The 24,945-nt window shown below is 58.8% G+C and carries 26 protein-coding genes; 9 read left to right on the top strand and 17 right to left on the bottom strand.

Annotated elements, in window-relative coordinates; all coding sequences use genetic code 11:
• Positions 1 to 3: 3 nt before the first annotated feature.
• The 4 genes from AC3WOY_RS26940 to AC3WOY_RS26955 form a co-directional block, all read right to left on the bottom strand.
• Positions 4 to 1,344 (bottom strand): hypothetical protein, encoded by a 1,341-nt coding sequence (locus AC3WOY_RS26940; protein ID WP_492429553.1) that lies wholly within the window; start codon positions 1,342 to 1,344, stop codon positions 4 to 6.
• A gap of 5 nt (positions 1,345 to 1,349) precedes the next feature.
• Positions 1,350 to 2,024 (bottom strand): TraE/TraK family type IV conjugative transfer system protein, encoded by a 675-nt coding sequence (locus AC3WOY_RS26945; RefSeq protein WP_492429554.1) that lies wholly within the window; start codon positions 2,022 to 2,024, stop codon positions 1,350 to 1,352.
• A complete protein-coding gene (gene traL / locus AC3WOY_RS26950; RefSeq protein ID WP_492429555.1) occupies positions 2,021 to 2,302 on the bottom strand; it encodes a type IV conjugative transfer system protein TraL in 282 nt (93 codons plus the stop codon). Before traL ends, AC3WOY_RS26945 begins: the two co-directional genes overlap by 4 nt.
• A gap of 142 nt (positions 2,303 to 2,444) precedes the next feature.
• Positions 2,445 to 3,026, bottom strand: coding sequence for a hypothetical protein (locus AC3WOY_RS26955; protein ID WP_492429556.1), 582 nt, complete (start codon positions 3,024 to 3,026; stop codon positions 2,445 to 2,447).
• 340 nt (positions 3,027 to 3,366) lie between these two features.
• On the opposite strand from AC3WOY_RS26955, the gene AC3WOY_RS26960 reads away from it, so the two are divergent.
• Positions 3,367 to 4,050: an OmpA family protein gene (locus tag AC3WOY_RS26960; protein WP_492429557.1), complete on the top strand. Its 684-nt coding sequence runs from the start codon at positions 3,367 to 3,369 to the stop codon at positions 4,048 to 4,050.
• A 62-nt stretch (positions 4,051 to 4,112) separates the two neighbouring features.
• Here AC3WOY_RS26960 and AC3WOY_RS26965 read toward each other — a convergent pair whose 3' ends face one another.
• The 3 genes from AC3WOY_RS26965 to AC3WOY_RS26975 are packed head-to-tail and all read right to left on the bottom strand — an operon-like array spanning position 4,113 to position 5,841.
• A complete protein-coding gene (locus tag AC3WOY_RS26965) occupies positions 4,113 to 4,859 on the bottom strand; it encodes a FlhC family transcriptional regulator (RefSeq protein WP_492429558.1) in 747 nt (248 codons plus the stop codon).
• A 14-nt stretch (positions 4,860 to 4,873) separates the two neighbouring features.
• A complete protein-coding gene (locus tag AC3WOY_RS26970; protein WP_492429559.1) occupies positions 4,874 to 5,236 on the bottom strand; it encodes a hypothetical protein in 363 nt (120 codons plus the stop codon).
• Positions 5,237 to 5,295: 59 nt separating this feature from the next.
• On the bottom strand, positions 5,296 to 5,841 hold the full coding sequence (locus AC3WOY_RS26975; protein WP_492429560.1) for a transglycosylase SLT domain-containing protein: 546 nt from the start codon (positions 5,839 to 5,841) through the stop codon (positions 5,296 to 5,298).
• 357 nt (positions 5,842 to 6,198) lie between these two features.
• Here AC3WOY_RS26975 and AC3WOY_RS26980 point away from each other — a divergent pair, with 357 nt between their 5' ends.
• The 5 genes from AC3WOY_RS26980 (at position 6,199) to AC3WOY_RS27000 (ending at position 12,422) form a co-directional block, all read left to right on the top strand.
• Entirely contained in the window at positions 6,199 to 6,891 is a 693-nt protein-coding gene (locus AC3WOY_RS26980) for a response regulator (RefSeq protein WP_492429561.1), read from the top strand.
• 27 nt (positions 6,892 to 6,918) lie between these two features.
• Positions 6,919 to 7,785, top strand: a complete 867-nt coding sequence (locus tag AC3WOY_RS26985) for a CPBP family intramembrane glutamic endopeptidase (protein WP_492429562.1) — start codon at positions 6,919 to 6,921, stop codon at positions 7,783 to 7,785.
• Positions 7,786 to 7,799: 14 nt separating this feature from the next.
• Complete coding sequence (locus AC3WOY_RS26990) at positions 7,800 to 9,926, top strand: TonB-dependent receptor plug domain-containing protein (RefSeq protein WP_492429563.1); 2,127 nt, start codon at positions 7,800 to 7,802, stop codon at positions 9,924 to 9,926.
• Between the two features lie 145 nt (positions 9,927 to 10,071).
• Positions 10,072 to 10,902, top strand: a complete 831-nt coding sequence (locus AC3WOY_RS26995) for a hypothetical protein (protein WP_492429564.1) — start codon at positions 10,072 to 10,074, stop codon at positions 10,900 to 10,902.
• Entirely contained in the window at positions 10,902 to 12,422 is a 1,521-nt protein-coding gene (locus AC3WOY_RS27000; RefSeq protein ID WP_492429565.1) for a sensor histidine kinase, read from the top strand. Before AC3WOY_RS26995 ends, AC3WOY_RS27000 begins: the two co-directional genes overlap by 1 nt.
• A 10-nt stretch (positions 12,423 to 12,432) precedes the next feature.
• On the opposite strand, the gene AC3WOY_RS27005 is transcribed toward AC3WOY_RS27000, so the two are convergent.
• The 7 genes from AC3WOY_RS27005 to AC3WOY_RS27035 form a co-directional block, all read right to left on the bottom strand.
• On the bottom strand, positions 12,433 to 13,158 hold the full coding sequence (locus AC3WOY_RS27005; protein ID WP_492429566.1) for a hypothetical protein: 726 nt from the start codon (positions 13,156 to 13,158) through the stop codon (positions 12,433 to 12,435).
• Between the two features lie 3 nt (positions 13,159 to 13,161).
• Entirely contained in the window at positions 13,162 to 15,045 is a 1,884-nt protein-coding gene (traD, locus tag AC3WOY_RS27010) for a conjugative transfer system coupling protein TraD (protein ID WP_492429567.1), read from the bottom strand.
• A 12-nt stretch (positions 15,046 to 15,057) separates the two neighbouring features.
• Positions 15,058 to 15,429 (bottom strand): RusA family crossover junction endodeoxyribonuclease, encoded by a 372-nt coding sequence (locus AC3WOY_RS27015; RefSeq protein ID WP_492429568.1) that lies wholly within the window; start codon positions 15,427 to 15,429, stop codon positions 15,058 to 15,060.
• Between the two features lie 2 nt (positions 15,430 to 15,431).
• On the bottom strand, positions 15,432 to 17,534 hold the full coding sequence (gene mobH, locus AC3WOY_RS27020) for a MobH family relaxase (protein ID WP_492429569.1): 2,103 nt from the start codon (positions 17,532 to 17,534) through the stop codon (positions 15,432 to 15,434).
• Between the two features lie 125 nt (positions 17,535 to 17,659).
• Positions 17,660 to 18,202 (bottom strand): FlhC family transcriptional regulator, encoded by a 543-nt coding sequence (locus AC3WOY_RS27025; RefSeq protein ID WP_492429570.1) that lies wholly within the window; start codon positions 18,200 to 18,202, stop codon positions 17,660 to 17,662.
• A complete protein-coding gene (locus tag AC3WOY_RS27030; protein ID WP_492429571.1) occupies positions 18,199 to 18,774 on the bottom strand; it encodes a hypothetical protein in 576 nt (191 codons plus the stop codon). The genes AC3WOY_RS27025 and AC3WOY_RS27030 overlap by 4 nt, the downstream gene beginning before the upstream one ends.
• Positions 18,764 to 20,134 (bottom strand): DnaB-like helicase N-terminal domain-containing protein, encoded by a 1,371-nt coding sequence (locus tag AC3WOY_RS27035; RefSeq protein WP_492429572.1) that lies wholly within the window; start codon positions 20,132 to 20,134, stop codon positions 18,764 to 18,766. Before AC3WOY_RS27035 ends, AC3WOY_RS27030 begins: the two co-directional genes overlap by 11 nt.
• 338 nt (positions 20,135 to 20,472) lie before the next feature.
• Between AC3WOY_RS27035 and AC3WOY_RS27040 the strand changes: the two genes are divergently transcribed.
• The 3 genes from AC3WOY_RS27040 (at position 20,473) to AC3WOY_RS27050 (ending at position 22,551) form a co-directional block, all read left to right on the top strand.
• Complete coding sequence (locus tag AC3WOY_RS27040) at positions 20,473 to 21,666, top strand: recombination directionality factor (protein WP_492429573.1); 1,194 nt, start codon at positions 20,473 to 20,475, stop codon at positions 21,664 to 21,666.
• Positions 21,667 to 21,773: 107 nt separating this feature from the next.
• Positions 21,774 to 22,385 carry a thermonuclease family protein gene (locus AC3WOY_RS27045; protein ID WP_492429574.1) on the top strand — a complete coding sequence of 204 codons (612 nt, stop codon included), beginning with the start codon at positions 21,774 to 21,776 and terminating at the stop codon, positions 22,383 to 22,385.
• A gap of 1 nt (position 22,386) precedes the next feature.
• On the top strand, positions 22,387 to 22,551 hold the full coding sequence (locus tag AC3WOY_RS27050) for a hypothetical protein (protein ID WP_492429575.1): 165 nt from the start codon (positions 22,387 to 22,389) through the stop codon (positions 22,549 to 22,551).
• 11 nt (positions 22,552 to 22,562) lie between these two features.
• On the opposite strand, the gene AC3WOY_RS27055 is transcribed toward AC3WOY_RS27050, so the two are convergent.
• From AC3WOY_RS27055 to AC3WOY_RS27065, 3 genes are all read right to left on the bottom strand, one after another.
• Positions 22,563 to 22,757: a hypothetical protein gene (locus AC3WOY_RS27055; protein ID WP_492429576.1), complete on the bottom strand. Its 195-nt coding sequence runs from the start codon at positions 22,755 to 22,757 to the stop codon at positions 22,563 to 22,565.
• A gap of 95 nt (positions 22,758 to 22,852) precedes the next feature.
• The gene (locus AC3WOY_RS27060) at positions 22,853 to 24,238 is read right to left on the bottom strand and encodes an SDR family NAD(P)-dependent oxidoreductase (protein WP_492429577.1); all 1,386 of its coding nucleotides are present in this window, start codon (positions 24,236 to 24,238) and stop codon (positions 22,853 to 22,855) included.
• Positions 24,239 to 24,460: 222 nt separating this feature from the next.
• Positions 24,461 to 24,904 (bottom strand): hypothetical protein, encoded by a 444-nt coding sequence (locus AC3WOY_RS27065; protein WP_492429578.1) that lies wholly within the window; start codon positions 24,902 to 24,904, stop codon positions 24,461 to 24,463.
• Between the last annotated feature and the right edge of the window lie 41 nt (positions 24,905 to 24,945).

Consider the following 24,945-nt stretch of genomic DNA (forward strand, 5'->3'; position numbering starts at 1 on the left):
GACTTACCTCTGGCTATTGATGACAGACGGACGTGTGTGGGTGGGCTTGACCTCTTCCTCGATGTTCGGCTTCATCGCCACGTACAGCTCTGTCTCTTGATTGGGCTCGAGGATCGCCGAGGGCCACGCGGCGACGGCCGCGACACCGCGCCGGTAACACGCCTGCTCGGTAATCTCCCTTGTGTACGAGCTCACGTTGCGCACTGCATAGATCGCGATGCGGAAATTGTGGCCATCCACCATTTGCGCCAGCCGCATTGCGAATCCGGGAATGTCGCAGCGGTACGGCACGTTCCCCGGGCCGGACAGGCTATATCCCTGCGGAAGCTGGTTGAGCGCCAAAGCCTTCATGACCTCCTTGATTGTCACCACGTACGGCTGGCCCGTCTCCCATTTCTCGGCATTCTTCGAAGCGAACCCGCCGCCGCCACTGCGGCCAGACAGGCGCAAACGAAGTTCGCGCGGCGGAATGTCCTGCGGCGTCAGCGACAGCGAAATTGCAGTGTCGTCAGCGCCTTCGGTATTGTCCTGAATGTACACGCCGATCGGCGTGTCCGAATCCGTCGCCACATAGACGACGTTTGCGTCTACCTTGGTGTCGATCGGGTTGATGGTGTAGACGCGGGGATTCTCAAACGGCGTCACAATCCGGTTCAGGTATCCCTTGGAAATCGGCACCACCTCGACGACACCGGGAATCACCGACAGGGCTGTCGGCTCAGCCACCGGGGCGGCGTTCTGGCCGTTGGCCTGCGCGCCCTCCAGGCGGCGCTTCTCATTGGCCATCGCGCCGGCGAGAAGTTTTTGCTGGAACGTCGGCGAGGCCAGCAGGTCGCGCATCGGCTCGGGAATGGATGGCTGGTTGACCGGCTCGGCCGAAACGCCCGAACGTGATGGCATACCGAAGCCCACCGGCGCCAGCTGCTCACCGACGTCCTTCCCGTCACCGCCAATGGTCGTGGTAACAATTTGACCGCCGCCCGGCTTCTGTTTTACCACTGTGCCAGGCGCCGCCATAACGCCGACGCCACCACCCTTGCGTACCGGCGGCTTCTCGGCCACGGCGGGTGGGGTCACCGGTTCGGCCTTGGGTGCCGCAGGTTTAACTGCTGCGCGAGGAGAAGGCTCCACCGCCGGCTGCGCGGTGACGACTTGCTTGACCGGCTGCATTTCTACGGCTGGCGCGGCAACGACCGGCTTCGCAGCTTTCGGTGCGGGCGGCTGTGCGGCGGGATTCGAGGTAACGCCGGGAATGTCGATCGTTTCGAGCGATCGGGTCTGCTGTGCATTAACGATGCCCGAGGCGACGAGCAATGCCGTCAAAAGTAGTGTGCTCTTTGCCATAGTCCTTACTCGCCCTCTTTTTCACTGCGCTCCGCGCCTGCGGTCGCCGCATTCAGGTCCGCCTGCAGCTCGGCCGGCGTTTTCTTCAAGCGCTTCGCCTCACGCTCAATGTATTCGAGCGTGTGCGGGTCGCCTTCGTAGCTGTCGAAGAACTTGATCTTGGGCGAGTACCCGACAATGGCGATCTGCAGTTCGAAGACGCGGTTCTTCTTCATGCTCTTTCCACCACTGCCGGTGATGGTCGATGAACCCGTCACAAACACCTTGTCCGTCTGCTCCTCGAAGTACACGTCGCGCGCCTCAAAGCGGATCGTCAGGTTCTCGTCTTTGATGATGTCGGTTTGCGTTGCAATGCTCTCGTTGATTGCATGCCATGCCGCAGAGGTGAGCATCTCCTTGAGCGATTCCCGCACGAAGTCAACGTTCCCGGGCGTCACGTTACCGGCGAGCTGCGCAATGAACAGGCCCCAGCTCTTCTTAAAGCCGCCGCTCGCTTTCTTCGTGCTGATCTCCATCTGTTCGGAGATGGTGGGCGGTACCAGGATTACGGTTTCCTTCTTGGTCGCGAGAGCCCACACCGCGACGGCCAGAGAAAATGCCAACACGGGAAGGACCATCCGGTACAGGCTATTTTCAGCCTTCAAGCCACTCCAGGTTGTAGAGAACTTCTTGAAATTCATGGGATGTAGTTCCTAATGAAGGAGTTCTTCAGCGTGCGGGACTTCGATCCCGAAACAAGCCCGATCCAGTACAGCCAGTGAAAGATGTGGCCGTTGGGGTTGCCGTCGCGGTACCGGCGGTACACCTTGAGAATGAAGAAGATCCCGACGAGCATCAGTGTCAACTGGCCGATCAGGAATCCGATCGACATCAGCCCTGCGACAGGGATAAATTCGTCGGCGGACCACATGAAGATCTGCTGCGGATCGTCAATATGGTTGGGTATCTTCTTTGCCATGCGTTCTACCTCACAAATGTTGGTCAGACTATAGCCGAAAGGTGTGACTCGAAAATGTATGTAAGACGTCCCAAATGGGCATCTTTCAGGATTTCCCCATCACTCCGCATACGCCTTCAAACTACCTAAGTTTTTGCGTAATTCAATTTACGGCGGAGGGGTCGTTGATGATTTCGCCGAACCGGCTGTTCAGGCGGAGGATGGCACTCGCGGGGATTACTTTAAAAGCAAGGATTTCGCGGAACGCGGGTGCTTCAATGATGGTGTGCTGCAGCTCCGAGCGGAAGGCAACCTGTGGCTCCTTCAGGTGGACCGTGATCCAGTCGAGGAGAGGCATGCTGACGCAATCCCAGCAGATCGCCCCGTCGAACCGCTTATTGATGAAGATCGCCCAGTACAACATCTCGTGGGCAGGAGCAAGCGCGCCGCGGCAGAACGCCAGCACCGCGTCCTGCCCCGGATTCAGCTGCAACTCCTTGAAACCGGCTTCGATGCAACGGTCGAGCAAGACGTCCTTCTGGTCCTCCGTAGGCACGATCCGCAACAGGTATCGCGCCAGGTTGTCGCATACCGACTTGATTTCGGGGTGCTCTGCGAAGGTGGCTTTGGCTCGTCCGGCTAGCCCTTTAGCGCGCAGCGCGGAATCGAGCGCAGAGTGAGCCGTGGGGATAGCAAACGGGGATGCGCCTTCGGTCTTCTTTTCTCCACTGGCGACGCTATTCATAATCTTCTCCCATCAAAGCAAAATGCCGGCGCCGCTTGTCGCAGCACCGGCACTCGCAGTTCAAATCCGTTCTTGCGCGCGCATCCGGGCGGTCATACGCTCGCCTCTGATGTTGTTGGTGCCGGCGCGAGTTTGGCCGGCGTGACTGTCAGACGCGCTCAACGATTGTGAGCCTCGCGAAATCGATCTTCGACTCCGGGGGTTTCGCAGCGGATTCCACTATACAGAGTTTGTGCCGCTGAAAAACATCGTAATGCGACCCAAACGGGCACTTTACGGATGTTTGCTCGACACATAATCGCGCTACAGTACCTGTGTGAATAAACTCGAGGGACTACCGATGTATCAAACCGCGATAGCTGCTGCGCTTGCAGTGGCGCTGACGACCGGGTGCTCGACGCTTAAGTCGCTCACTACTGCCGATTCCCCTGAGCCGGAGGCGCCCTCTCTCGACGCAATGGCGAAGGAGAATCAGCGCGAATTGAGCTACTCCAAGTTCGACGCGCCGACCGGCATCGCGGCGTTCGAGGACCACCAGCGCAACCAGCATGCCCTTACGCGTACCCGGGCAAAAGTGTTCGTGATCGTCTCCAACGAAAAGCCAGCGCCGGTGAAAACGCCAGCCGTCATTCCCAAGGAAGCTGTTCCGGCTCCGCGCCTCGAGCGGCCCCAGGTGCAGATACCGCAAGAGTCGCGGATTGACTATCCCGTCACCATCCAGTTCGCCACCAATTCTTCCGAGTTGTCGCCCTACTCGTCATCCGACTTAATGAAGCTGGCAGACCTTGCCCGCAACAACGACGTCGTCATCATCACCGGCCATACCGACTCTGTAGGATCGGTGAAGGCGAACCTGGCGCTCGGCATGAAGCGAGCCGATGCGATTCGTAAACATCTCCTGGCCAAGGGAATCGACTCTTCCCGTATTACTGTTGAAACGCGTGGCGAATCGACGCCTGTCGCCACGAACGAAACGGACGACGGCCGTGCGCAGAACCGGCGCGCGGAGGTGCGCAAGCGCTAACAAAAACGCCCTGCATTGAAGCTGCAGGGCGTTGCATTGTTCTGGCTTGCGGGGTTTGTTTCTTACGCGTATTTCAGGTCGACGCAGCTTGAGGCAATGCGCTGCATGGAGATGCGGCGGTTCCGGGCACGCGACTGACACGTCGCGCAACGCTTCTTTCCCTTCGTCTGGAGCAGGTCCTTACCTTCACGAATCGGCGTTCCGCAGTCGATACACTTACTGTTGCTCAAGATCGTGCACACGGGGCAGCCCTGGCGAGAGTACGCGGTGCTGACCACGTAGTTCGACTTGCACCAGCGGCACGTCTGGGACACGATGAATCCGGACCGGTAGGCGCGAAGCATATACCAGGCGCGGTTGATATCAATGACCGCATCTTCGATCTCGATATCGAAGTGCGCAAGGTATGCGCGGTAGGTTTGAATCAGCAACTCCGGCCCGATCGTATCGATCGGCTTGAGCGTGGTGTAGTACCGGTACAGCGCGAGGAAGACCGACGAGTGCAGCGATTTGATCAGGTCCTGCGTGTAGAACGAGGCGTCGGATGGAAGGTGGCCCGGAACCGGGTCCTTGTCCGTCCATTCGCGATAAAGCCTGCGCAGCTTCTTTGCCGGTATGCGCGTCATGTTTGTGACGACGGCAATCCGGGCACCCAGCTTGATCAACTGGTTCGCCACGATGATCTGATTTGCCTCATCGAGCGAGGGAACGCGGTCGCGCCTTGCGTCGTCATCAAGCGCGGCCTCCGCCGCTATGCTTGCAGAAGCTTTGGTTCCCTTGGACGAAGTCCCGGTGCTTTTGGTAGCCATGCACGCACCTCGGCTTAGCGAACAGTTGCGAGCTGGGCCTTGCCTGCCTTGGTCGCGTCCGCAGATCCGTCCGGCGGCGAGACCATCAGCAGCGCGTAGTGGCGGACCACCTTGGACCACTGGCTGTCGGCGTCCTTGGACGCGTTCTCGGCGGCGGTACGCCAGAAGGTCGACGAATCTTTGAAGCGCATCTCGAAAAGCGGGATGTGATCATGGGTGTTTGCCATGGACATGAGCTCAACGAATTGCATTGACCGAATGGTTTCGCCGACGTCGCGGCTGAGGCCGAACTTCAGACACCCTTCGTCGAAGTTGGTTTGCAATTCACTCCACACGATGTTCAGAAACATGTGGTTTAGGTTGGCCATCGTCATCATGGTGATTTCCTCTCTGATTGTTGTCTTTCGCGCTTCCCTGCTTCCCCACAGGTCCGGTACTAATAGGCCTTGGCGATTTTTGCCAAGACGCCGTTCGCATACACCCGGCCGCGCTCCACGTCTTTCCAGTTGTGATACCGGGCGATGGTCTTGTTCAGGTCGCCCTTCGAGGCCTGGAACGCCTCTTTCAAAATAAATCCAGCAACGATCACGTTGACCTTTGGATCGAGTAACTCCCTCGGATCGTCGACGTAATATTTGCCGTTATGGCCCCAGTTCACTTGCATGAGACCGATATCTACATTCGTGTAGGACTTCAGCAGTTCCACCAGCGCGATCTCAGCCGCCTTTCTGCTGGTGAAGTACATGGATCCTGCGGGCGAGTTCAACGTCCAGGGATGCGGTTCGTACTTTTTAGTCTTCTTATTAGTACTTCCCGACTCGCTCAAGGCGATGCCGTAGATGACAGGCGCGGGAACTCCCGATACCTTTTCACCCAGTCCCCAAATACCATTCGCCCCCGCTTCGGCCGCATGCGCAGGACTGCTTACTGCATACAACGCAGCGACCGACGATAACAACAGTGCAACGGCAGATGATTTCATGGAAACGGAATTTACCTCATCCTGCTAATCACGTCGGCAATGAAAGGCAACTCTTTTTCCTGCCTTTCGCAACCGCCCTTCACTGACAGTTACACCCCGACGTTTAGCTCTCGTTTCTAACTCCGCCCGACATGCCCAGAAAGCTGCTTATTTACTGAGCAATGTCAAACGAGTTGCTATCGTATAGCAATCGTCGTTGCTATGGCATCGCAATCCGATTTTCCTATCCTGGATCAAGCAATGACTGTCGCACTGCAATTGCCGCTCTCACTTCTGGTAAAGTTTTCACAAATTTGATCCATCACTTTGTGATTGGTCGCTATAATCCCCGCCTACTGTGAAGCAAGCCTCTAGTGAATGAACGCGCATATTGAACCCCTATCTATTTCAGAAAGGGCAACCATGGACACGTCGGAGCATATCCGCGTCTTGATGGCCGATGACCATCCGGTCGTGATGATGGGTTTTGGAATGGCTTTGTCTGACTTTGGAATACAAGTTGTTGGGCAGGCGACGACGCCTGAGAGGGCGCAAGAACTTTACGATGAACTGGCACCGGATGTTGCTGTTCTTGATATACGTTTCGGCGAGAAGCTAACCGGGATGGACGTGGCAAAGAACATTCTTGAGCGCCATCCCGATGCGAAGATTGTGTTTCTCAGTCAGTTCGACCAAGACAATCTAATTAAAGAATGTTACCGGCTCGGGGGCAGCGCTTTCCTGACCAAGAATTGCGATCCAATGACTCTCGCCACTGCAATTGAACGGGCACACAAGGGTGAGACGTTCTTTCTTCCCACGGTCGCCGAACGCCTGGCTGCGCTCTCAATCAAGGGAGATGCGTCGCCACAGTCCAAACTGGATCCACGTGAGGTTGAGATTTTCAAGCTAATGGCAGACGGCCTGACGAATGCCGAGATCGCTGAACGCCTTGGGCTCTCTGCAAAGACGATTTCGAATGCGAGCCAAACAATTAAGGAGAAGCTCGGCATTCACCGCACTGCCGAAATAACCAAGCTCGCTCTGAAATACGGCCTCATCCAGCCTTAAACTTTCGCCGTAAAGGGATTCACGGGTATGACCATTACGTATGGTCTTTTGGCGCTTGCAATTTTGGCAGTTTGGATTCCTCCAGTATCACTTAAAGGGGGTATCCGGATTCCTCTTTGGGGCGTCGCATTTCTCGGCGCCGTGGTCAGTGCAATCGCTTTCGGATACGTGAGCGCGCCCGGCGCAGCCATCCTTTCTCTCCTCACACTGATAGCTCAACTGGCCACGAGCGAGCGCGTTGGCCGATCAGTGCGAACGACCATGACCGTGCTGTTCGGTGTTGGCGTGCTCGCCTTAGCGATGCATAAGCTCCCAGGGTTCCACAACCCGATCCTCATCGCCAATCACCAGTTCTCGCCTGACGCGGACCGATTCACTCAATACGCGAATTTCGACAAGGGGGCAGCAGGACTGTTGTTGTTGGCGTTTTTCTGTCAGCGCTGCAAGTCGTTTGCGGACATCGCGGCGGCGTTTCGGAAAACATGGAAGATCATTCTCGCCACATCCGTCATCGTTCTTGGCACGGGTATTGCGACTAGCTATGTCAAACCCGACGTGAAGTGGGCCGCTTATGCTCCCACCTTCCTCGCGATTAACCTCTTCTTCGCCGTGGTCTCTGAAGAAGCCTTTTTCCGAGGCTTCATACAGGACCGCGTGGGCCGTGCTGTTTCTCATTTTCGATACGGTGTGGCTCTTGTTCTTCTCATATCCGGGACTTTATTCGCCGTCGCGCACCTTAGCGGGGGCATAAGTCTGGTCTTTCTAACGTTGCTTGCTGGCATCGGTCATGCTTATGCATACCATGTTGCCCAACGTATCGAAGTGGCCATAGTGGGTCACTTCCTGCTCAACACATTGCACTTCGTTGGCTTCACTTACCCGAGTTTGCTCTAGCCAAGGAGTTTGTAATGTCGTTATCGCAACGTGTTTCTCTGATTAGTCTCACACTAGCAACCGTCTTTGCGGACACACCCGCAATCGCCTCGGACCTGCTCGACCCGGCGGGCACTAACGTTCCTGTAGTCCTGACACCTACTCGCCTGCGTCAGTCTCTGTCCGATGTCCCCGCCAGCGTGACGATTATTACAGCGGACATGATTGCCAAATACGGCATTCGCAACCTCCCTGAAGCGCTGCGACTCGTGCCCGGGATGGCGGTGACGCAAGTTACGGGCAACGACTACCGCGTGAATTTTCATGGCACCAATATCCTGGTTCCCCGCCGGATGAATGTGCTGGTGGATGGAATGTCCATTTACCGCCCGGCTTTCGCCCGTGTGGACTGGACTGAGATTCCGGTCGCGATCGAAGACATCGAGCGCATCGAGGTTACGCGTGGCCCGAACTCGGCGGCATACGGTTCCAATTCCATGATGGCAATCGTCAATGTCATTTCGAAGTCGCCAAAGGACGTTGCTGGCACAACGCTGGGGGCGACGATCGGCTCGCTTGAGACCCGCGCAGGCTTCGCGCGTCACGGCGGGCAAATCGGCGACACGAACTACCGGTTTTCGGTATCCCGCCGGGGTGACGCCGGTTATGACTACGCCAATTCGATGGGCCGCGGCCATGACGACTCCCGCCTCACGCGCCTGAACTTCCGCTCTACCACAGACCTGTCTCCTACCGAGGCAGTGGATCTGCAGCTCGTCGCACTGAACAGCCACCGCGCCGTCGAGTTCATTGATCGCTTCCAGATCACCAACCCCGACATTGCCCAACGCGAGTTTTTCGCAAGTGCGCGCTGGAGCAAAGCCCTGTCCCCGACGCACGACGTCCAGGTGCACGCCTATATGAATGTGCATGACGTCGAGCAACCGTGGCGCACGTGTATGCCGACCGCCTTCATCCTTCCGCAAATGCACGAGCTTTGGAAATCGAATCCGGCGTACGTGAACGCGCTGCTCGCAAACCGCATCCCCTCGGGTGGGACGGCACGGGACAATCAACTTGCTGCGGCGGCCCTTGCCGCTTTCCGGGCGCTCGGCCCCCGCGCTGCAGTGCCGACTTGCCTTGACGCGGACCAAGATTACGTCGAGCGCCGTTATGACGTTGAATTGCAGGACACCTATGTTTTCTCAGACAAGCTGCGCGTCGTAGGCGGCGCCGGTGTCCGCCGCGATGTGGGATCAAGCCAGACTTTCCTGAACGGCAAAGTCAGCAACAACACCTGGCGCGCGTTCGCCAATGCGGAATACAAGCCGAGCACGGCCTACAGCATCAACGTCGGCGGCTTCTACGAACATGCCGACCTGGACGGCACGGCCTTCTCTCCCCGTATTGCGATCAACACGCACCTGACGCCGAACCACACCCTGCGCACGATCGTGTCCCAGTCCACGCGCACGCCGGATATCCAGGAGCAGAAAGCTAACTGGTCATACCGTGTGCGCAACCTGTCGCCGGCGATCAACGGCCTGACCGAGAGCTTCTATTACCAGAGCGCGGTCTCTCCAGGCGGGCTTCGTGAAGAGCGGAACCTGGCCAAGGAAGTGAGCCTGCTCTCCAACTTCCCGGAATACGGCCTGCTCGTGGAAACGAAGTATTTCCACAACCGCCTGTCCTCGCTCGTTTCAGAGAAGCTATCGCTGGGCAGCTTTGCGCCGACGAACCGGAACGAAGCGGTGCTCGAAGGCGCCGAATTGCAGATGAGCTACGAGCCGTCCGACCGCTGGTCGGCGCACTTCGCCTACGCTTATCTCAACAATCGCGCGTCGACCGTCGAAGAGCGCACGCAGTACGCGCGGCACAGCGGCGCGGTCGCTGTCTCGCATCTGCTCGAAAACAATTGGCGGGTCGGCTTTGCCGTGTACCAGTACGGCGCCTCCGTTAACGGACAAACCCCTTACGGAAGAGAGGATCTAACGTTCTCCAAGGTGTATCGCCTTGGCAAAGGGTATAGCATCACACCATCGTTTACTGTGTCACACCTCGACAACCGAAGCAGTACGTTCCAAGTGGACGCCGGGCAACAGCGTGTAAGCCGTTTCGACGATGCTATGCAATATTTCGCTACCGTTAGGGTTGATTTCTAAATGGTGAACGTCATGGCATTGCGGGCGGCACATGGGGTTTTGGTCTAAACATCTAGTCCAGTCATCCCAGTGCCTGCTCCTCGCCTTCCGATCTCTCATCACGTGTGGGATTCTTGGGGCAGCACTTTCAGTCAACGCCAATGAGTTGCAAGACCACGACGTTCGTATCGTCGTACCCGATTCCAATCCGAAAACAGCACAAATCGTAGAGTCGCTCCAGAAGCGCATCCCCGGCGCCAAGGTTGTCGAGGACCTGGCTCGCCGGCCGAGTCGCAAGCGCATCATCTACATCACCGTTGGCCCGGCCGCGCTCCGTCAACTCGTCGCGAACGACGTCGATGGGAACGTCGTTTCCATCTTCGCATCGAGCCAGGCTTACCGCACCATTCTTGATGGCGTGCCGAGGTCGACCGCTTCCGTCACCACTGCGATCTTTGCCGAACCCTCGCCGGCGGATCAACTGCACCTGATTTCCCTGCTGTACAAGAAGCGTCCGAAAGTCTCGGTACTGCTGACTGCGAACACCGACTACCTCGTTCCGCTACTGCAGCGCGCGGCAGCTGCAAGGGCGTTACCCCTTGACCTGGTGCAGATGTCGCAAGGGGAAAGCGTCGCACGCTCGCTCCTTTCCCTGGACGACGCGCCGGTGCTGCTCGCGGTCCCAGACAGTGCCATCTATAACGCCGACAGCCTGCGCAGCATCCTGACCACCACGTACCGTCAAGGCAAGTCGGTTGTCGGCTTCTCTGCGGCGATGGTCAAGGCGGGTGCCTTGGCAACGACATACTCGGACATCGACGACATTACGGCGCAGACTGCAGAAATGCTCGCTGAGTTGGCCCGCACTGACCAGCTGCCTGAGCCCCAATTCCCGAAGTATTTCGATGTTGTGATCAACGAGGATGTCGCGCGCTCCCTCAATCTCATCATCGATGCACCGGCCAGAGCCTTTTCCCGTAAGCCCGGGAGGAAATAATGAATAACTCATTCCTGCGGAGTTGGGGCATTACGATAAGCCTGATGGTGGTCGCCATGATCCCCACCATCCTGCTTTTCGCGGCGTTCACCCTCCACTCCCACTACTCCAACGCCGAAGAAATCGAACACGAGGTCAACGAGCGTGGCCGGCTGATAGCAACCACGCTTGCCGAACATAGCTCGTACGGGGTAATCAGCGGCAATATCGGCTATATCGACACGACAATCGAGACTTTGCTTGCCAACGATCGCTCGATCGTCAGTGTCCTCCTGCTTAATTCAAAAGGCGAAGTCATCACTTCCCATAAAAAGGATGTGATCAATCGCAGCGGCGAGCATACGTTCGAGGCGCCGATCACCGCTGCAGCAATCCCGATGGACCCGTTCGGCGTAGATGGTGACATTCATTTTTCCGGCGCCACGTCTCCAGATACGAGGAAAGTCAAAGGGGAGCCGATCAAGCAGGGCATTGTTCGCCTCGTCATGTCTGAACAAAGTGTCATCGAATTGCATCGCGAGAGGACAGTCGTCCGTGCGGTTTTCACGTCCATCGCGCTGGTCATCAGCGTAGCTATTGGCCTCTTCCTCATCAGCCGGATCACCAAACCTCTCGAAAGCGCAGTACAAGCGGTGAGGCAGATTCGCGCGGGCGACTATGCCGTTGCCCTGCCGGTTAGCAATTCTGGAGCGATCGGCGACCTGCAGTCTTCCGTAAATGAGATGGCATGCAGCCTCAACCGGTATCGAAACGATATGGAGCGCCAAGTTGCGTTGCGCACCACCGAGCTCGAAGCCGCGCGAGACGCCGCCGTGACCGCGGCCGCGGAAAAACGCAAGCTGATTCAGCTGGTCAACACGGCAGTGGAGGAGGAGCGTAAGGCGATCGCCGTAGATATCCACGATCATCTGAACGCAAGCCTGATCGTCATTCGCCTCGAAGCGCAGCGGATCCTGAGTACGACCGCAAAGATGGAAGCGAGTCCGTCTGTACAAAAGATCCAGGAGACGGCCACGTCGGTAGTGGCAAAGATCAACGACCTGTACAAGATGGCGCGCGACATCGTTAAGCGCTTACGCCCGGAGGTGATCGATACCCTCGGATTGCGGGACGCCGTGGATGAAATGGTTCGCTCCTACGATTCCATCCACCCGACCTGTCGGTTTAGCTTCGCGTCGGACGGGGACTTTAGCAACATCGACAACGAAACAGCGATCACTGCATATCGGTTGGCGCAGGAAGCACTGTCGAACGTCCACAAGCATGCAGCTGCAACCGAATGCACCGTTGCCATGTGCAGCCGCTCTAAGGATACCTCGCTGCTGCACATAGTAATCACTGATAACGGCAAGGGCTTCGATCAGGGCGCCGTCGTGCCGGGCGTGGGGCTTCTCGGGATGCGAGAGCGCGTGTTTGGCATAGGCGGATCGATGGAACTGACTTCCAGCAGAGATTCCGGCACGGCTATCCATTTCACCTTGCCGCTGTCTCCCACATCAAAGCGGGGCGGCGCTGCCTGACGCATCCTCCCTACGCAACGCTCTCCTCTTTCCGGCCCGATTTCCCGGCCGGATAGCGGTCGCCGGGCTGCGCGCTGCAACGCCGTGTACATTCAGTCCTTGACCCTTGGGGCTCCGCCTCGTGCTTGCAGCAGCCGTAGACCCGATCAAGGATGTTGCCCGTAAACTTGAAATCGGTTGGCGTGGCGATATGGGCAAACATGAACGCCCGCGCCAGGCAAGGGTCGGGGCGGTGAGCGTCACTGTCCGCCCGGACGGCCAGCACCCTACTAGCCGCATTCTGCAGCAGCCAGTCGGTCACGGGCTGCGAGAAATACTCCCAGGCACGCCAGCGCTTGTCCTGGTGTTGCACGTAGATCAGTGTCTCGAACACCCAGTGGGCGTTTTGCACGAGTCCCGTCATGAACGCCCCAACCTTCGCACCGTCTTCGCCCCCTGCCCTGTCCACGGCGAGATAGCTTTCCACCGCCTGCCGCAGGCACTCCTCGATAAGCGGGCCGCCCTTGGTGCCTGGATAGATCGGTGATAGGTACCGGACCATCTTCACGCTCATCTTGTGCAGGTTCGGCCACTCCATGTAGATTTGGTCGGCGTCGGAAGTGCGCCGGATGGACTGGAGGGCAGTGGCCAGGACGCGAGCTGGATCGAGCACGTCGCTACTGACCAGCACTTCACGCCGGCTGTCCTTGGACGCCATTGCCCCTTGTGCTTCTTTCCCGTCGTTTTCGTGGCGCATCGTCTAATCCTTCGCCAAAATCGGAACGCGCCCTTTGATCAGCCGTCCCCCGGAGACCACCGCGATGAACTGGAAGTTCGGCAGCTGTCCGAGCAAGTCCGCGGGGAACGCATCTTCCAATGTTTCGCTGTGCTTGACGCCGATGCCGCCGCTAAAGTGGGCAACATTTTCCTCAGTACTCGACCCCGTCGCGGTCTGCTTGGAAGCGGCCTGCACGTAGCTCTGGCCGATCGTTTCCACGATGAAATCTTGCGTCGTCCGGTCCTTCGTCCGCATCGCAATCAGGTTGTTGAAGTTACCGAGCATCTGCCTGGCCTTTTCCTCGCTGCCCAGCTTGGCAATGAAGTCGGGGAATACCTGCGTCGCCACGAACGCCATGAAGCCTGCGCCACGACCCTTGTTCAGGATCTGAATGAAGGGAACGTTCGTAACCTCACTCGCTTCGTCGACGAACAACGAGATCTTCGTATTGTCGGCCATGCCAAAGTTGTACCGCGCACCCGCGACCGATGTCAGGTCGGCCAGCATGATGGAGCCGATCGCTGAGGAAACGGTGGAATCGGACATCGAGTCGAGGCCGAGATAAACCACGTACTTGCCATTGATCAGCTTTTCGGTGTCCATGATTGGCCGTGGATCCGTCATGTCCTCGGTATCAGGCGAGAGCAGCTTCCCGAGCTCGCCGGCGGTGAGCATGTTCAGGATCGGCACGAGCGCCGCCAGCATCTTGCTCGCGTGCTCACGGTTGTGACGGAACATGTTCAGCAGGCCGTCGATCACCTCTTCCGTGTAAGACGGGTTCTTCGACAACTCCTGCTCGTAGAACGCAACGTACCCCATCAGGTTGTCGCTCGTCGGCCCCTGCTGCCCCGGCCGCTGGCTCTTCTTCGCTTTTTCGATATATGGCTGCACCAGCGATTCCCAGCGTCCAGGTATGACGCGCCGGAAATGCGTCTCCAGCGCCTGCTCGAGCAAGCTGTCAGGCCCGCCCTCCACGTACTTGCGAAGCCGCATCAGGTTCGGACGCTGGTCGATCAGCACCAGTCCCTGTGCAATCAGGTTGATCGCGCGCCAGGCGAACGCCGTAAACGCATCAGCCCCGGTTTCGCTCGGTACCAGCGCGGCGACACGAGAAGCGATTTCTGTCGGCCGGTTCCAGTTCTTGAGTGGATCGATGCGGATTGATTGCTCGGGGAACGCCGGATGGAAATACACGAACGAGTCTTTGCGCCCCGCGCGGATGCATTCCCGCTCGGCACGGTCCCGCAAGTCCTTGTCGCCCTTCGGATCGATGATCCATACACAGTCGCCCCGGTGGATCGCCTGCGCGATCAGGACCTCGAACGTACGCGTCTTGCCGCAACCGGTGGTTCCGTAAATGACGGTGTGCCCTTCGAGGTTTGACAGGGGCACGAAGGCGTCTTCCTCGTGCGGTTCAACACCGTGGATCCATGGGGCGCCGATCGCCGTCTTGCTTTGCGCCGGCTTCGTAATGCCGCGCAGCTTGAGAAACCAGTCCGGCGGGAACAGCTCGGAGACGTCGAGCTTCTTCAGATCGTAGATGCGCTGCGTGTGCAGCGGCTTCCAATCGAAGCCCGTACCCAGCCACATGAAATCCTTCTTCTTCTGCACCAGCCCCATGAGCTTGTTCGGGTCCATCACTTCCACGCCGCGTCCGGCGAGGGAGAGCTTGAGGCTCCATAGCTTCCACGACTTCTTCCAACGCAGGATGGACATCGCGGTGGAGGCTGTGAAAGCGAACAAGAACGGCGCAGTCGGAAGCTGCGTGGTAGTGGCAATGATGGCGCTTACGCCCGCCGAGAACGTCCAGGCTGCGGCCGAGTATGCCTCGTACACCGGGCGCCATGGCACCTCATACTTTTCCATTTCCATCGCTGCTTATTCCCTTTCTTCTACGATGACCCGGATCTTGCCCTGCTTGGGGTCGGCCCGTTGCCACTCATATTCAGGCTGTCCGACGACCGCCCGCTTGTCGTCCTCGATGACGCCCGCCAGTTTCAGCCCGTCAATTACCGGCTTGAAAGAATGGACCAGGCCATCGAAATCCGGCTCCACGCTCGAATACCGTACGAGCGTAAGCTTCGCCTTTGCCAGCGGCGCCTTAGGCCGTCCCGCCTGCAGTGCGAGCGCCCAGACACTTGTCTTCCACGACTTGGTAGCCTTCGACACCTTGGACCAATGTCCAAGCCGCCTGCCACCATTGGCCGTTACGGGAAGTCCCTCGATCGTGATGTCAAGACGGTAGGTCATGGTCACACCTTGAAACCAACTTTTTGCGCGTATTGCAGGTTGAACAGTGCGCAGGACGCCGTTTCGGAAGCGCGCGTTATCTTGTGCAGCGCCGTACCCTTTTCGTTCTTCACCAGCACTCCTTTCGCCAGCAACTCGTCCATCACCGCTTTTGCGATCCCGCGCGTGCCGATTTCGAGCGAAGTAATGGCGATGCCGTCCTTGCATACAAAAATGGACTTCGCGCACTTGTTTGCATTGAAGTCGTCGCGGATCGCCTCCACCATGTAGCGCGCGGTGTCCCCAAGTTGCTCAAAGATCGCCTCGGCCCCGACTTTGCGTGGCGCGGGTGCCATGTCCTCGTCGAGGTTTGGCAGGACGTCCCTGAAATCCTCCTTAGGAGCAGCGGGCGCAGCCTGAGCAGGCTTTCCGGAAGCGCGCGGGGGCGATTGTTTCTGTGCTTTTCCGTTGTCGGCTTGCGCCTTGCCGGGCGCTGCTCCCGGTTTCTCGCCGGCGCCGCCCTGTTCCTCCGCTTTAGCCTTAGGCACAGCATCTTCCGGTCCGGGCGGCGGCGCGTCCGCGGGACGGACACTCGCCATTTCGTCTTCCGGGGCGGGCGGCAAGTCGATTACAGGCTCGCTGTTCTGCGGCACGCTGCCAGCGGCAGCCGTCGGTGCTTGTTCCGGCGCGCGGGGTGCCGCCGCGGACGGCGGTTCGGCTGCAGGCGGTTCTGCGACTGGCGCCGCGGTCGCCGTCGGCGTCGCTTCAGCGGCCTGCGCCGCAGGTTGCTCGCTCTTTTGCTTCTTCTTGCCCTGCTGACCGCCGGCGTTCTTGGCAGGCTTTTCCTCACGCGCGGGCGGGCTCAACAGCGACACCTCGACCGGAGCGACCGGATTCTGCTTGCCAATTCCATCTGAGGCATCTGCGCCGTGCAGCAGCACGTGGTCGAAAATCAATTCCTTGTTCCGGAACTTCACGGCCCGGTACCCCTCAGGGGACGAGGTATTCGGCGGATAGATGGTCCAGAACGGATCGCCGTCGTCGTTGGGGAGAATCATGCCGGACGAAACCATGATTTCCGCAAGGGTTTCGGGTGCCTCCGGGACGCCGGGCAGCTTCTGTCGCTGCAGCAGCTCCCAGACGTCTTTCGCACCTGACTGCCAGATGACGAATACGCCTTCATTGGAGTACCAGCACCGTGCCTTCTTCTGGTTCACGTGCCATTGCTCCCGGACCAGCTTGCGCACCGCGTCGATCAGATAGCGCTCCAGGTGCGAGCCGACCATGACCTTGCCGTAGGCGGCAGGGTTCGTCTTGCGGTCGTGGTCGATCACACCCGCATGGGAACGTGTGACGATCTCATATACCGGGTCGGCGTAACTGCGCGAGGTCGATCCAGTGACCACGCTCATCAGCACGGGTACAAGGTCGTTGCCCGCCTCGGCAATATATTGGACGCACGCTTCAGGAAGGATGCGATTGATCACGAAACTGGCCGCATGTTGCGACGAGGCCGCGTTGACGCCGTTCTCGACCCACGTAATGAAATACCGTTCTGCGCCCTTCGACTGAAGCCAGTCCTGCAGCGTAGAGGTATAACAAGGCCACTGTTCACCGTTCTCGGTGGTGACGATCATTTGGGTGAGCACACGGTAGATCTCGTAGCACATGCCCGCCACGAACGTCACATAGCGCCAGCGCGGTTCCTGGATGCGGCGCATGCCCGCCGTTTCCCGGCCAGTAAAGATCACGCCCGAGGACGACTGAAGGGAAAAGAATCCGACCTCCAGTCCCATGCGGAACAGGCCGCCTGCGCCACGGTGGTAATCATCCTTGGTGGCGGGGAGCAAGTGAACGTATTTTGCGTAGTTCTCCTGCACCGGGACGAACAATCGCTGGTATTCAGACTCGTGCAGGCCTGCCTGCAATTTGATACGCCGGACCATCTCTTCCTGCGTCTTCAGGATCAGGTCCACGGAGAGCGCCGGCAGGCCGTGGTCGAAGGGTGGATAGCGGGGAATAATGCTCAGCTCGTTGATCGGCTCACGACGCCTTGCTTCCTGCCGCAACTGTTCGGTAACCGGGATGAAGCGTTCGGGCGCAGGCTTCGCAGCGCCGTTGCTCATTCCCAGGAGGCTGCCGATAACATTGAATAATTTTTCTGCCGTTTTATACATACAACGATTCTTTAGACGCGGGTTTTCGCTGTCGGTGCAGAAAGCCGCCCTTTTCACCGGCCTTTCGCGACTGGTTACGCACTGAGGGCTGCCCTTTCCACCGCTGCATTGGAGTCAGCGATCTTCTTTTCGAGGCGGCAGAACGGGCACGTTTCCGCGTGCTCGGCTAGTTCTAGCGGTGGCAGGAAATACTTCGAGTCGCATTCGGCGCACACCGATACTGTTAAATCAGGGTTTTTGAGCGCGACCCACAGTGCAAAGATGTCATTGCAATCGAACCCCTTCGGATCGTCGCCAAAGCGCATGCAATAGAACTGGTGGGCTTGAAGGATGATCTGCGCATCGGAGAGGCCCAGCCGACGCATTTCAAGGAACAGATTGAACAGGACACTGGACTGGAAGTGCTTTGACCGAGTGCGAACGAAGCGATGGAATGAATCTGCGAACTGCCCTGGCGTAGCGCTGCGACCGTGCACCTTGGTGTAGAGCTTCGACGCATGACTTGCCTTGATGCGCGTCAGCGCGGCAATCACGCGAGGCTTCGCGCCCCGTCGGGCCAGCTCCGTGGCGTTGATGAGCGTATCCGCGTCAAAATCCACGCCGATCTTCTCGATCATTGCGACACCCACTTCCGCTTGTCCATCAGGATCGGGATCGCCGTGGCGAGTTCCAGCGGGGACCTGGCTACACGACGCCACAAGTCTTCACTCTGCGCCCCGATCACTGTGAATACGGCAGCCGGATAGGTTCCGAACGCGCGATGTAGGGCGGCAATGGGAGCATTTGCGATTGCCGTTCCGTCCGCTTTGGACAGCCGGAAGCCGGTGCAGCCAAGCGCAAGATTACGAGCGAGAATTTCACGCGCGACCCGTAGCGCGTCGATGTTCATGGCCGAGACCGTATCACTTACGTCAGCCGGGATCGGCCCGCTCGCCTCCATCACTTCGGAGATCGGTGACGTGCCAGTGAGCACGCTCTCCCAACCGTTTTCCGGAACGCGGAATGTAATGAAGCCCGGCGGAGGCACACCCGCAATGGCGTCGCGCAATGAGGGCGGCAGCGTCGATATTTGCGTACAGACGGCTGAGCTAATGCCAAAGACCGTCCTGGCACGGGCGGCGTCAGCACAGCACTGCGCCGTGATCTCCCTGAACAGCTTGTCGTGGATGTAGGCGAAATCATCCAGCATGACGGTCTCTCACAGGTATGGCGCGGAGCGGCATGCCAGCGACGGTAAAGGCGAGTGTTTCCTTGACGAAGCCAAATGTGACGGACTGTGCATCCACGAACGGCTGGCGTGACACCGTGACCGTCGCGGCGGCTTCCGACGTGCGTGCCATCACCCCGAGCGCAGCAGCGCCGGGATTCCAGCACTCCTGAAACTCGGCGATGGTCGGAGCCGTCTCACTGTCCGGCAGTGCGTAGAGCGTAATTATCGTTGCGCCGATTTGATCCGCCAGCTCGGCAAGGTTCGTGTCGACCGTCTCCTGATCCATCGACCCGTCCAAAAGCATGTTGGCAGCATCGAGCACAACCAGGCGAGGCATGCCGTGCTGGCCGCTGAACTCAACGATTGCGCGCTTGAGGCGGTTGAACGTCACCTTGCGCAGGTCGGTGATGAGCAGTTTTGATGCGCCGAGTCGCTTGGACGCCGCTTCGATGCTCTCCTTTTCCTCTGCATTGCAAGCCACTTTCCTGATCTTCGACAGCGCCACGCCAGACAGCCGAGCGAGGGAATTGAGTGCGAGGTAGGACGCGGATATCTTGGGCGTAATGAAGAGCGCGGCGATGCTCTTGTCCTGGCCGACCGCCACATTCTCAGCGATGGACAGCGCAAGCGATGTGACGCCGGCACGGGCCCGGGCTGCTAGGGCGATCACTTCACCCCGTACGAGCCCGCCGCCGAGTACCTCATCCAGCGGCGCGTAGCCAGTCGGTTGAACGTCCTCGCCGGCGTCCGAGGCGCGCTGTTCAATATCACGAAACGACAGACGCAGTAAATCCGCCATTGTTCGCGGGCCAGTGCGCAGCGGTCGCGGATCGAAGAAAAGATCGAGGCTGGCTTCTTTTGCAAGTCGCAATTTATCCTCCGTGGGGATCGTCGCCTTCTGCGCCGCAAGTATCTTTTCTGCGGCCAGAACCATGCGCCTCTCGCTGGCCATATCGGCGACCCTCTTCGCATATTCCTGCACGTTGGCCGCCGAAGGGGTGCCGGTCTGCATCTTGACAAGGTAGCCAACGCCGCCGACGGACTCGAGGAGCCCCTTCGATTCCAGCGTCTCGGCGAGCACGACCGCGTCCACTTTGGCGCCGGAGCCGATGAGTTCCGACAGCGTCTCAACGATCCTGCGGTGCGCCTCCGTGGAGAAGTCTTCTGCCCTGACCACAAGCGCAGCCATTCCCAGAGCGGCATTGCACTGAAGGATTGCTCCGATCACCGACTGCTCGGCGAGTAGCGAAGCGGGCAAGCCGGCGTCGTTTACTGCCGGGCCTGCTTTCCTCTGCTCTCGTACGTCGGTTTTCTGCTCGCTCATCTTCGCTGTCTTCATTTCCGTTCCGTCAAAAAATCACCTGAGGCGATTTTGCGAAACCGGGGTGGTCATTTCAAATTAGCGCAACGCCCCGGCCGCACACGGACGGCCGCCATTGGACCCGCTGATTACATCACAGAAGATTGCACGCATCTTTTTGTAAGACGCCCGTTTCGGGCATGTCTTGGACTTAGCTCGCGGCGACACCTCCTGCGCCTGGTAATTGGAATTTCGGCTGGCCGGTTGCTATAAGAAAGGAAAGCAGGCTAACCACGACAGTCCGGCTCAGGTATGCGGGAATTTGAATCTGGATTCCCGATCGGTATGCTGAATACAGGTCTTTTAAGGAGAACAACATGATCAACGGTCTCGCAATCACGGTCCCCGTCATCGGTCGCATCGCCATCGGCTCTACCTACAAACAGGGCGATCGTATGCTGCCGCAAGCCGACGACCACTTCACCATCACCCGGCAGACCAAACAGGACGGCGCGTGGGATCTGCACCCGATGAACAAGGTCTGCCTCGACAAGCAAACCGAACGCTTTGCAGCGGCGAAGATCGAGGCGATGCGGTCTGCGGGCGCGCAGCCGGAGGAAATTGACGCTGCTGTGGCGGAACTGAAAGAGCGGATTCGCCTGCTTGAGATTCCGGTCCGGCTTATGTTTGACGACCCGGAACTCAACTTCAAGGCCGAGTACGGCGCATTCGACAAGACAGGCCGCCCGCTGTGTTCGGGCGACGGCAAGACGTTCATGCGCCGCGAAGGTACGGCGAAGAAGTGCGGGGATTGCGCAACGCCTGCAGGTTGCGAATTTGGCATCTCGCAGCGCTGCAAACCCTACGCCCGCCTGCTCGTCCAGATCGACGGTCAAACGGACGAACTCGGAGCCTTTATCTTCCGCACGACGGGTTGGAACAGCATCCGGACCTTGACCGCGCGCATGATGGCGCTGAAATCGCTGTCGAAGAACCGGCTGGCTGGCCTGCCGCTCGTGCTCAAGCTGGAGGCGAAATCGACCTCCAAGTCGCACGGCTCTGCGGTGTTCTACGTCGATCTGCGCGTACGTGACGGTTTCACCCTGGTCAGCGCCATTGCCGAGGGCGAGAAGTACCGGCAGGCGTGGGCGGACGGTGGAATTGACCGCGAAGCATACGAGAAGGTGGTCAAGGACGGACTTGCCAATGGCATGTTCGAGGACACTGAGGAAGACGGTGAGGTCATTGTCGAGGAGTTCTTCTCGGAACTGACCACCCCGGGTGCAGAAGGCGGGGAAGCTGCGACCGCCGGCAAGCCAGGCAAGCGTCAGACGGCAAAGACGCCGCGGAATGCCCCTTCCTCCCAGTCGTCCGGTATCGAGGCGTTTCAGGAAAGCCTGGCTATGGTGTCAAAGGCGTATCGTGAAGATGCGCCGGGAGCCGGGCAGGATGGAAACTCCGATTCGCAGCTGCCCGCCGATGACAATGGCGCACAGTCTAGCCCTGCTGCAATACTCCACGCTAACGGGTCAGACGCGCTTCTTAACCAGCCGGCAGCAGGCAGCGCGTAAGGCAGCGTGCCGAAGCAATGGCGGGCAAATGCCCGCCATTGTTGTTATTGCGCGTGGACCGGGGGCATTTGTGCAAGCCAATTTCTCTGTTTACAATGTACTTCCTTATGCGCCGCCTTGTACCGCTCCTCCTGTCGCTTCTCCTGATTGCGCCTGCCACAGCCCAGATGCGCAATTCGCCGTTTCTCTACCCGGACTCCGTACCGGGGCCATACGGCCGCCCTGTCCCTGACACACCCCTGAAAGCGCGTTGGGCTGAAAACGAGGAGAACGACATCGAGGTGGTGGGTGTCATGGCGCTGAGCGGTGACAGCGTTGTTGTGCGTCCGCACCGCGGCAAGGAGTACAAGGTTTATCTGGCCGACGTCATTGCTCCACTGCCCGGCCAAGGAACCTTTGGAGCATCGCAAGGCGCCCTGCAAGCCATTGTCGCCGGCCGCGAGCTGCTGCTGCGCGTCAAAGGGAATACGAGTGAGGGCACGCCGGTAGTCTGGGCGTACCTGGACGACGGCGCTATTTCCATCAATGAGGCGATGGTCCAGAACGGCTGGGCATGGGTGTATCGGCAGAATGTAAGCGACCCGCACCTGATCATTCTAGAAGAAGAGGCAAAGATGAATCGGGACGGTCTTTTCCAGATGAAGTCGGTTGAAACGCCGTGGGATTATCAGCGAAGGATTCAGGAGAACCTGTCGCGCAAGTCGAGGACGGGCAAGTAACGTGGACCGCTTCCTGAACATTGCTCCGGCGCTCCTGCTGCACGCACTCCTGGCCATCGCCATTGTGCTGGCATTGGTCTACGTGCGGGGAATCTGGCGACTGGTCCTGTTCGTGGTCGCCCTTGGTGCCGCAGCTAACTATTGGGTTCCCCGCTTCCTCACGTAAGCGTTGCAGACCTAGAACGGCTCCAGCGGCTGCCCGCACGCCGGGCATGCGCAACCCGGCCCTACCGTTTCGATCACTTTGCTGCAGCTCCAGCACTGCTTTCCGACGTAATCCCGTTTGAGTCGGGCCGCCTCAAGGTCCACCACGTTCGTTGCGCTCGAGGACGGCTGAGCGAGGCCGTTATTCAGTACGGTTGATGTATCCATGTTCTTCACCTTCACCATCGTCCGCGCTTGCGGAGCGATGCCAGTGACCCATTATGGCCACAGGCACGGTTTCATTGCAATTTGCCGGCTGCGCCTTATGCCGCCCGGGCCGCCGTTGGCCCGCGCTCGGCCGCCAGTAGCTGTAGCACCGACTCCACGTCGCTCTCGCTGCCGGTCCGGCTCGATGCTCCGGCGACCCTGATGTTCGTGCCCGCTTCTTGTGCCGCGCTCGCCACGATCGTATCGAATGCCGCCGCTGTCATCGTCCCCAGCAGGTCGGATTGTTCCGTTGCGCTGGATTTCACGTTGACAAGCGCGACGGCTCCCCCCGCCTGGCGCATAACCGGGAAGGCTGACTGAAGGAGAAACACGGGAGTGCGCAAGCTGGCAAAGGCATGGTGGAGCATGACGTCGTTGACTCGGCTAAACGTCGCTGGCTCTGGCGCCGGCGCGACTGCGACAAGAACGTCAATGCGGCCGTGCTGCTGCATGGTCTTTTGCACCAGGTCGCGAGCATCGCGACTTTTGGCCACGTCGAGCTTGTGCGCGACAACGCTACCGCTGCGCTGCGCGTTCAGTTCGTTCACAAGTTTCGTTGCTGCGTCGTCGGGCCCGCTATAGGAGCAGACGACCTGGGCACCTTGCTTCTGCAACGCCCGTACCAGTGTGACGCCGAACGGTTCGTCGATGCCCGCGACCACGGCGATCTTGCCTGCAAACCTCAGATTCTGGGCAGGTTCGGCAACGAGCACCGGGTTCTTGATCTCCTTCTCAAACACCGTCAGGAGGTACGGCAACTCCGGATTGTCCGAGATGACGAAATGCCATCCCGTGCCCCGATGGTAATAGTCGCGCGCGGCCTTGCCCCAGCGGGACATCTTCTCCGCGTGGACCTGAGGCGGCAGCTGGATCTGGCGAACGGAAGTGTCCTTGGCCATATTGCGCAACTGGCGCCACGCCTGCGCGCGCGTGTCGGCCGCTCGCCGTTCCAGAAACCTGTCGATCGCGTGTACAGTCAGTTCCACCTGCCCCACACCGTGCAGATAAATGGTCTCCGGCATGGGAGCCGCGGCCTCGATCTCCAGAATCTTTGCCTGCCCGGGCGCAGGAACCCAGCTGCGTGGGTCGTTTCGGCGCGGCTTGTCCACCTCGATCACGGCATCTGCAAAGCGTGTGGTCAGGAAGAACGTCCAGGGAATAAGGTGTTCCTTGTCCGACTTGAAAAGCGCGAGCTTCTTGATCGCGCCGGATGAAACGGTAATCGTCAGTGAGTTTCCGGCCCGGTCGTGGCCCAAAACGTTTTCCACCTCCAACAGATGCTGGAGCGCATAGAGTTCGGCGGCGATGTCCTTATCCGTCGCCAGTGCGGCGGTAACGGTGCAACGACACAATCCCTTCGTATTGGCGCCTGTCGTCCAATACACGTCAAAGGTGCTGCCTTCCTCGCCGTGCGGTTCAGTGTAAAGCGCTAAGTGGTGCATACATTCCTGTGTCAAAGAGTGGGAAAACCTTCCCGGGGTTAGATCGGATTGCACCAAGGATGTCAAATTCGGTGCGCAGATGCAAATTCGGCTGGTAAACGCCGTGCCGGGTCTGAAGACCCGGACACGGCTTGATACTACATTTTCTAACAAGAATTGCTGAGTTTTTGCGATAGCCGCGATGCTGCCGCGGAAATTTTTGCATATCGTTCTCCTGGCGGATTAAATCGGCATACGGCCGGGCATCAAGGCATGCAGGCCACCGCGCGGGTGTGCATCCTTGAGTACCGTCCACATGTCCTTTTCCGACAGTTCGCGCCGTGAGCCGCTTTCCATATCGAGAACGCGGAAGCCATCTCCGCAATCACAGATGAAGAGCGTCTTATCCTTGGCAGTCTTGCCGACGCGGAAGAACCGCCCCGTTGCCTCGTTGTCAGCCATCTTGGCCACGTCGAGGCTCGCCCGCAGTTCGTTCACGGACGTCAGAAAGGCGTTCGTAAACGAGTTTGCGGGCGGATCGAGGACGATCTTTTCCAGCGCCGGGTTGGACCGCACGACGATACCGTAGTGGGCGTAGCGCGAGTCGACGTCATATGCCGGGCGAATCTCGCCAATTACCTTGGCATTCGACTTCGACTTTCCAAGACCAAAAATCTGCAGGTTCATTTTGTTCTCCATAGGTGGTGAATAAGGTAGTGGGGGACGCC

This window comes from Noviherbaspirillum sp. FW303-A3 (assembly GCF_058788695.1).

Coding starts and splice junctions, on each gene's coding strand:
- AC3WOY_RS27035 (WP_492429572.1), bottom strand. CDS start 20,134: ATGAAGACAGCGAAGATGAGCGAGCAGAAAACCGACGTACGAGAGCAG.
- AC3WOY_RS27045 (WP_492429574.1), top strand. CDS start 21,774: ATGCGCCGCCTTGTACCGCTCCTCCTGTCGCTTCTCCTGATTGCGCCT.
- AC3WOY_RS27025 (WP_492429570.1), bottom strand. CDS start 18,202: ATGATCGAGAAGATCGGCGTGGATTTTGACGCGGATACGCTCATCAAC.
- AC3WOY_RS27005 (WP_492429566.1), bottom strand. CDS start 13,158: ATGCGCCACGAAAACGACGGGAAAGAAGCACAAGGGGCAATGGCGTCC.
- AC3WOY_RS27030 (WP_492429571.1), bottom strand. CDS start 18,774: ATGCTGGATGATTTCGCCTACATCCACGACAAGCTGTTCAGGGAGATC.
- AC3WOY_RS27060 (WP_492429577.1), bottom strand. CDS start 24,238: ATGCACCACTTAGCGCTTTACACTGAACCGCACGGCGAGGAAGGCAGC.
- AC3WOY_RS26990 (WP_492429563.1), top strand. CDS start 7,800: ATGTCGTTATCGCAACGTGTTTCTCTGATTAGTCTCACACTAGCAACC.
- AC3WOY_RS26940 (WP_492429553.1), bottom strand. CDS start 1,344: ATGGCAAAGAGCACACTACTTTTGACGGCATTGCTCGTCGCCTCGGGC.
- AC3WOY_RS26975 (WP_492429560.1), bottom strand. CDS start 5,841: ATGAAATCATCTGCCGTTGCACTGTTGTTATCGTCGGTCGCTGCGTTG.
- AC3WOY_RS26985 (WP_492429562.1), top strand. CDS start 6,919: ATGACCATTACGTATGGTCTTTTGGCGCTTGCAATTTTGGCAGTTTGG.
- AC3WOY_RS27040 (WP_492429573.1), top strand. CDS start 20,473: ATGATCAACGGTCTCGCAATCACGGTCCCCGTCATCGGTCGCATCGCC.
- AC3WOY_RS27015 (WP_492429568.1), bottom strand. CDS start 15,429: ATGACCTACCGTCTTGACATCACGATCGAGGGACTTCCCGTAACGGCC.
- mobH (WP_492429569.1), bottom strand. CDS start 17,534: ATGAGCAACGGCGCTGCGAAGCCTGCGCCCGAACGCTTCATCCCGGTT.
- AC3WOY_RS26965 (WP_492429558.1), bottom strand. CDS start 4,859: ATGGCTACCAAAAGCACCGGGACTTCGTCCAAGGGAACCAAAGCTTCT.
- AC3WOY_RS26960 (WP_492429557.1), top strand. CDS start 3,367: ATGTATCAAACCGCGATAGCTGCTGCGCTTGCAGTGGCGCTGACGACC.
- AC3WOY_RS27055 (WP_492429576.1), bottom strand. CDS start 22,757: ATGGATACATCAACCGTACTGAATAACGGCCTCGCTCAGCCGTCCTCG.
- AC3WOY_RS26955 (WP_492429556.1), bottom strand. CDS start 3,026: ATGAATAGCGTCGCCAGTGGAGAAAAGAAGACCGAAGGCGCATCCCCG.
- AC3WOY_RS26970 (WP_492429559.1), bottom strand. CDS start 5,236: ATGATGACGATGGCCAACCTAAACCACATGTTTCTGAACATCGTGTGG.
- traL (WP_492429555.1), bottom strand. CDS start 2,302: ATGGCAAAGAAGATACCCAACCATATTGACGATCCGCAGCAGATCTTC.
- traD (WP_492429567.1), bottom strand. CDS start 15,045: ATGGAAAAGTATGAGGTGCCATGGCGCCCGGTGTACGAGGCATACTCG.
- AC3WOY_RS26980 (WP_492429561.1), top strand. CDS start 6,199: ATGAACGCGCATATTGAACCCCTATCTATTTCAGAAAGGGCAACCATG.
- AC3WOY_RS27065 (WP_492429578.1), bottom strand. CDS start 24,904: ATGAACCTGCAGATTTTTGGTCTTGGAAAGTCGAAGTCGAATGCCAAG.
- AC3WOY_RS26945 (WP_492429554.1), bottom strand. CDS start 2,024: ATGAATTTCAAGAAGTTCTCTACAACCTGGAGTGGCTTGAAGGCTGAA.
- AC3WOY_RS27000 (WP_492429565.1), top strand. CDS start 10,902: ATGAATAACTCATTCCTGCGGAGTTGGGGCATTACGATAAGCCTGATG.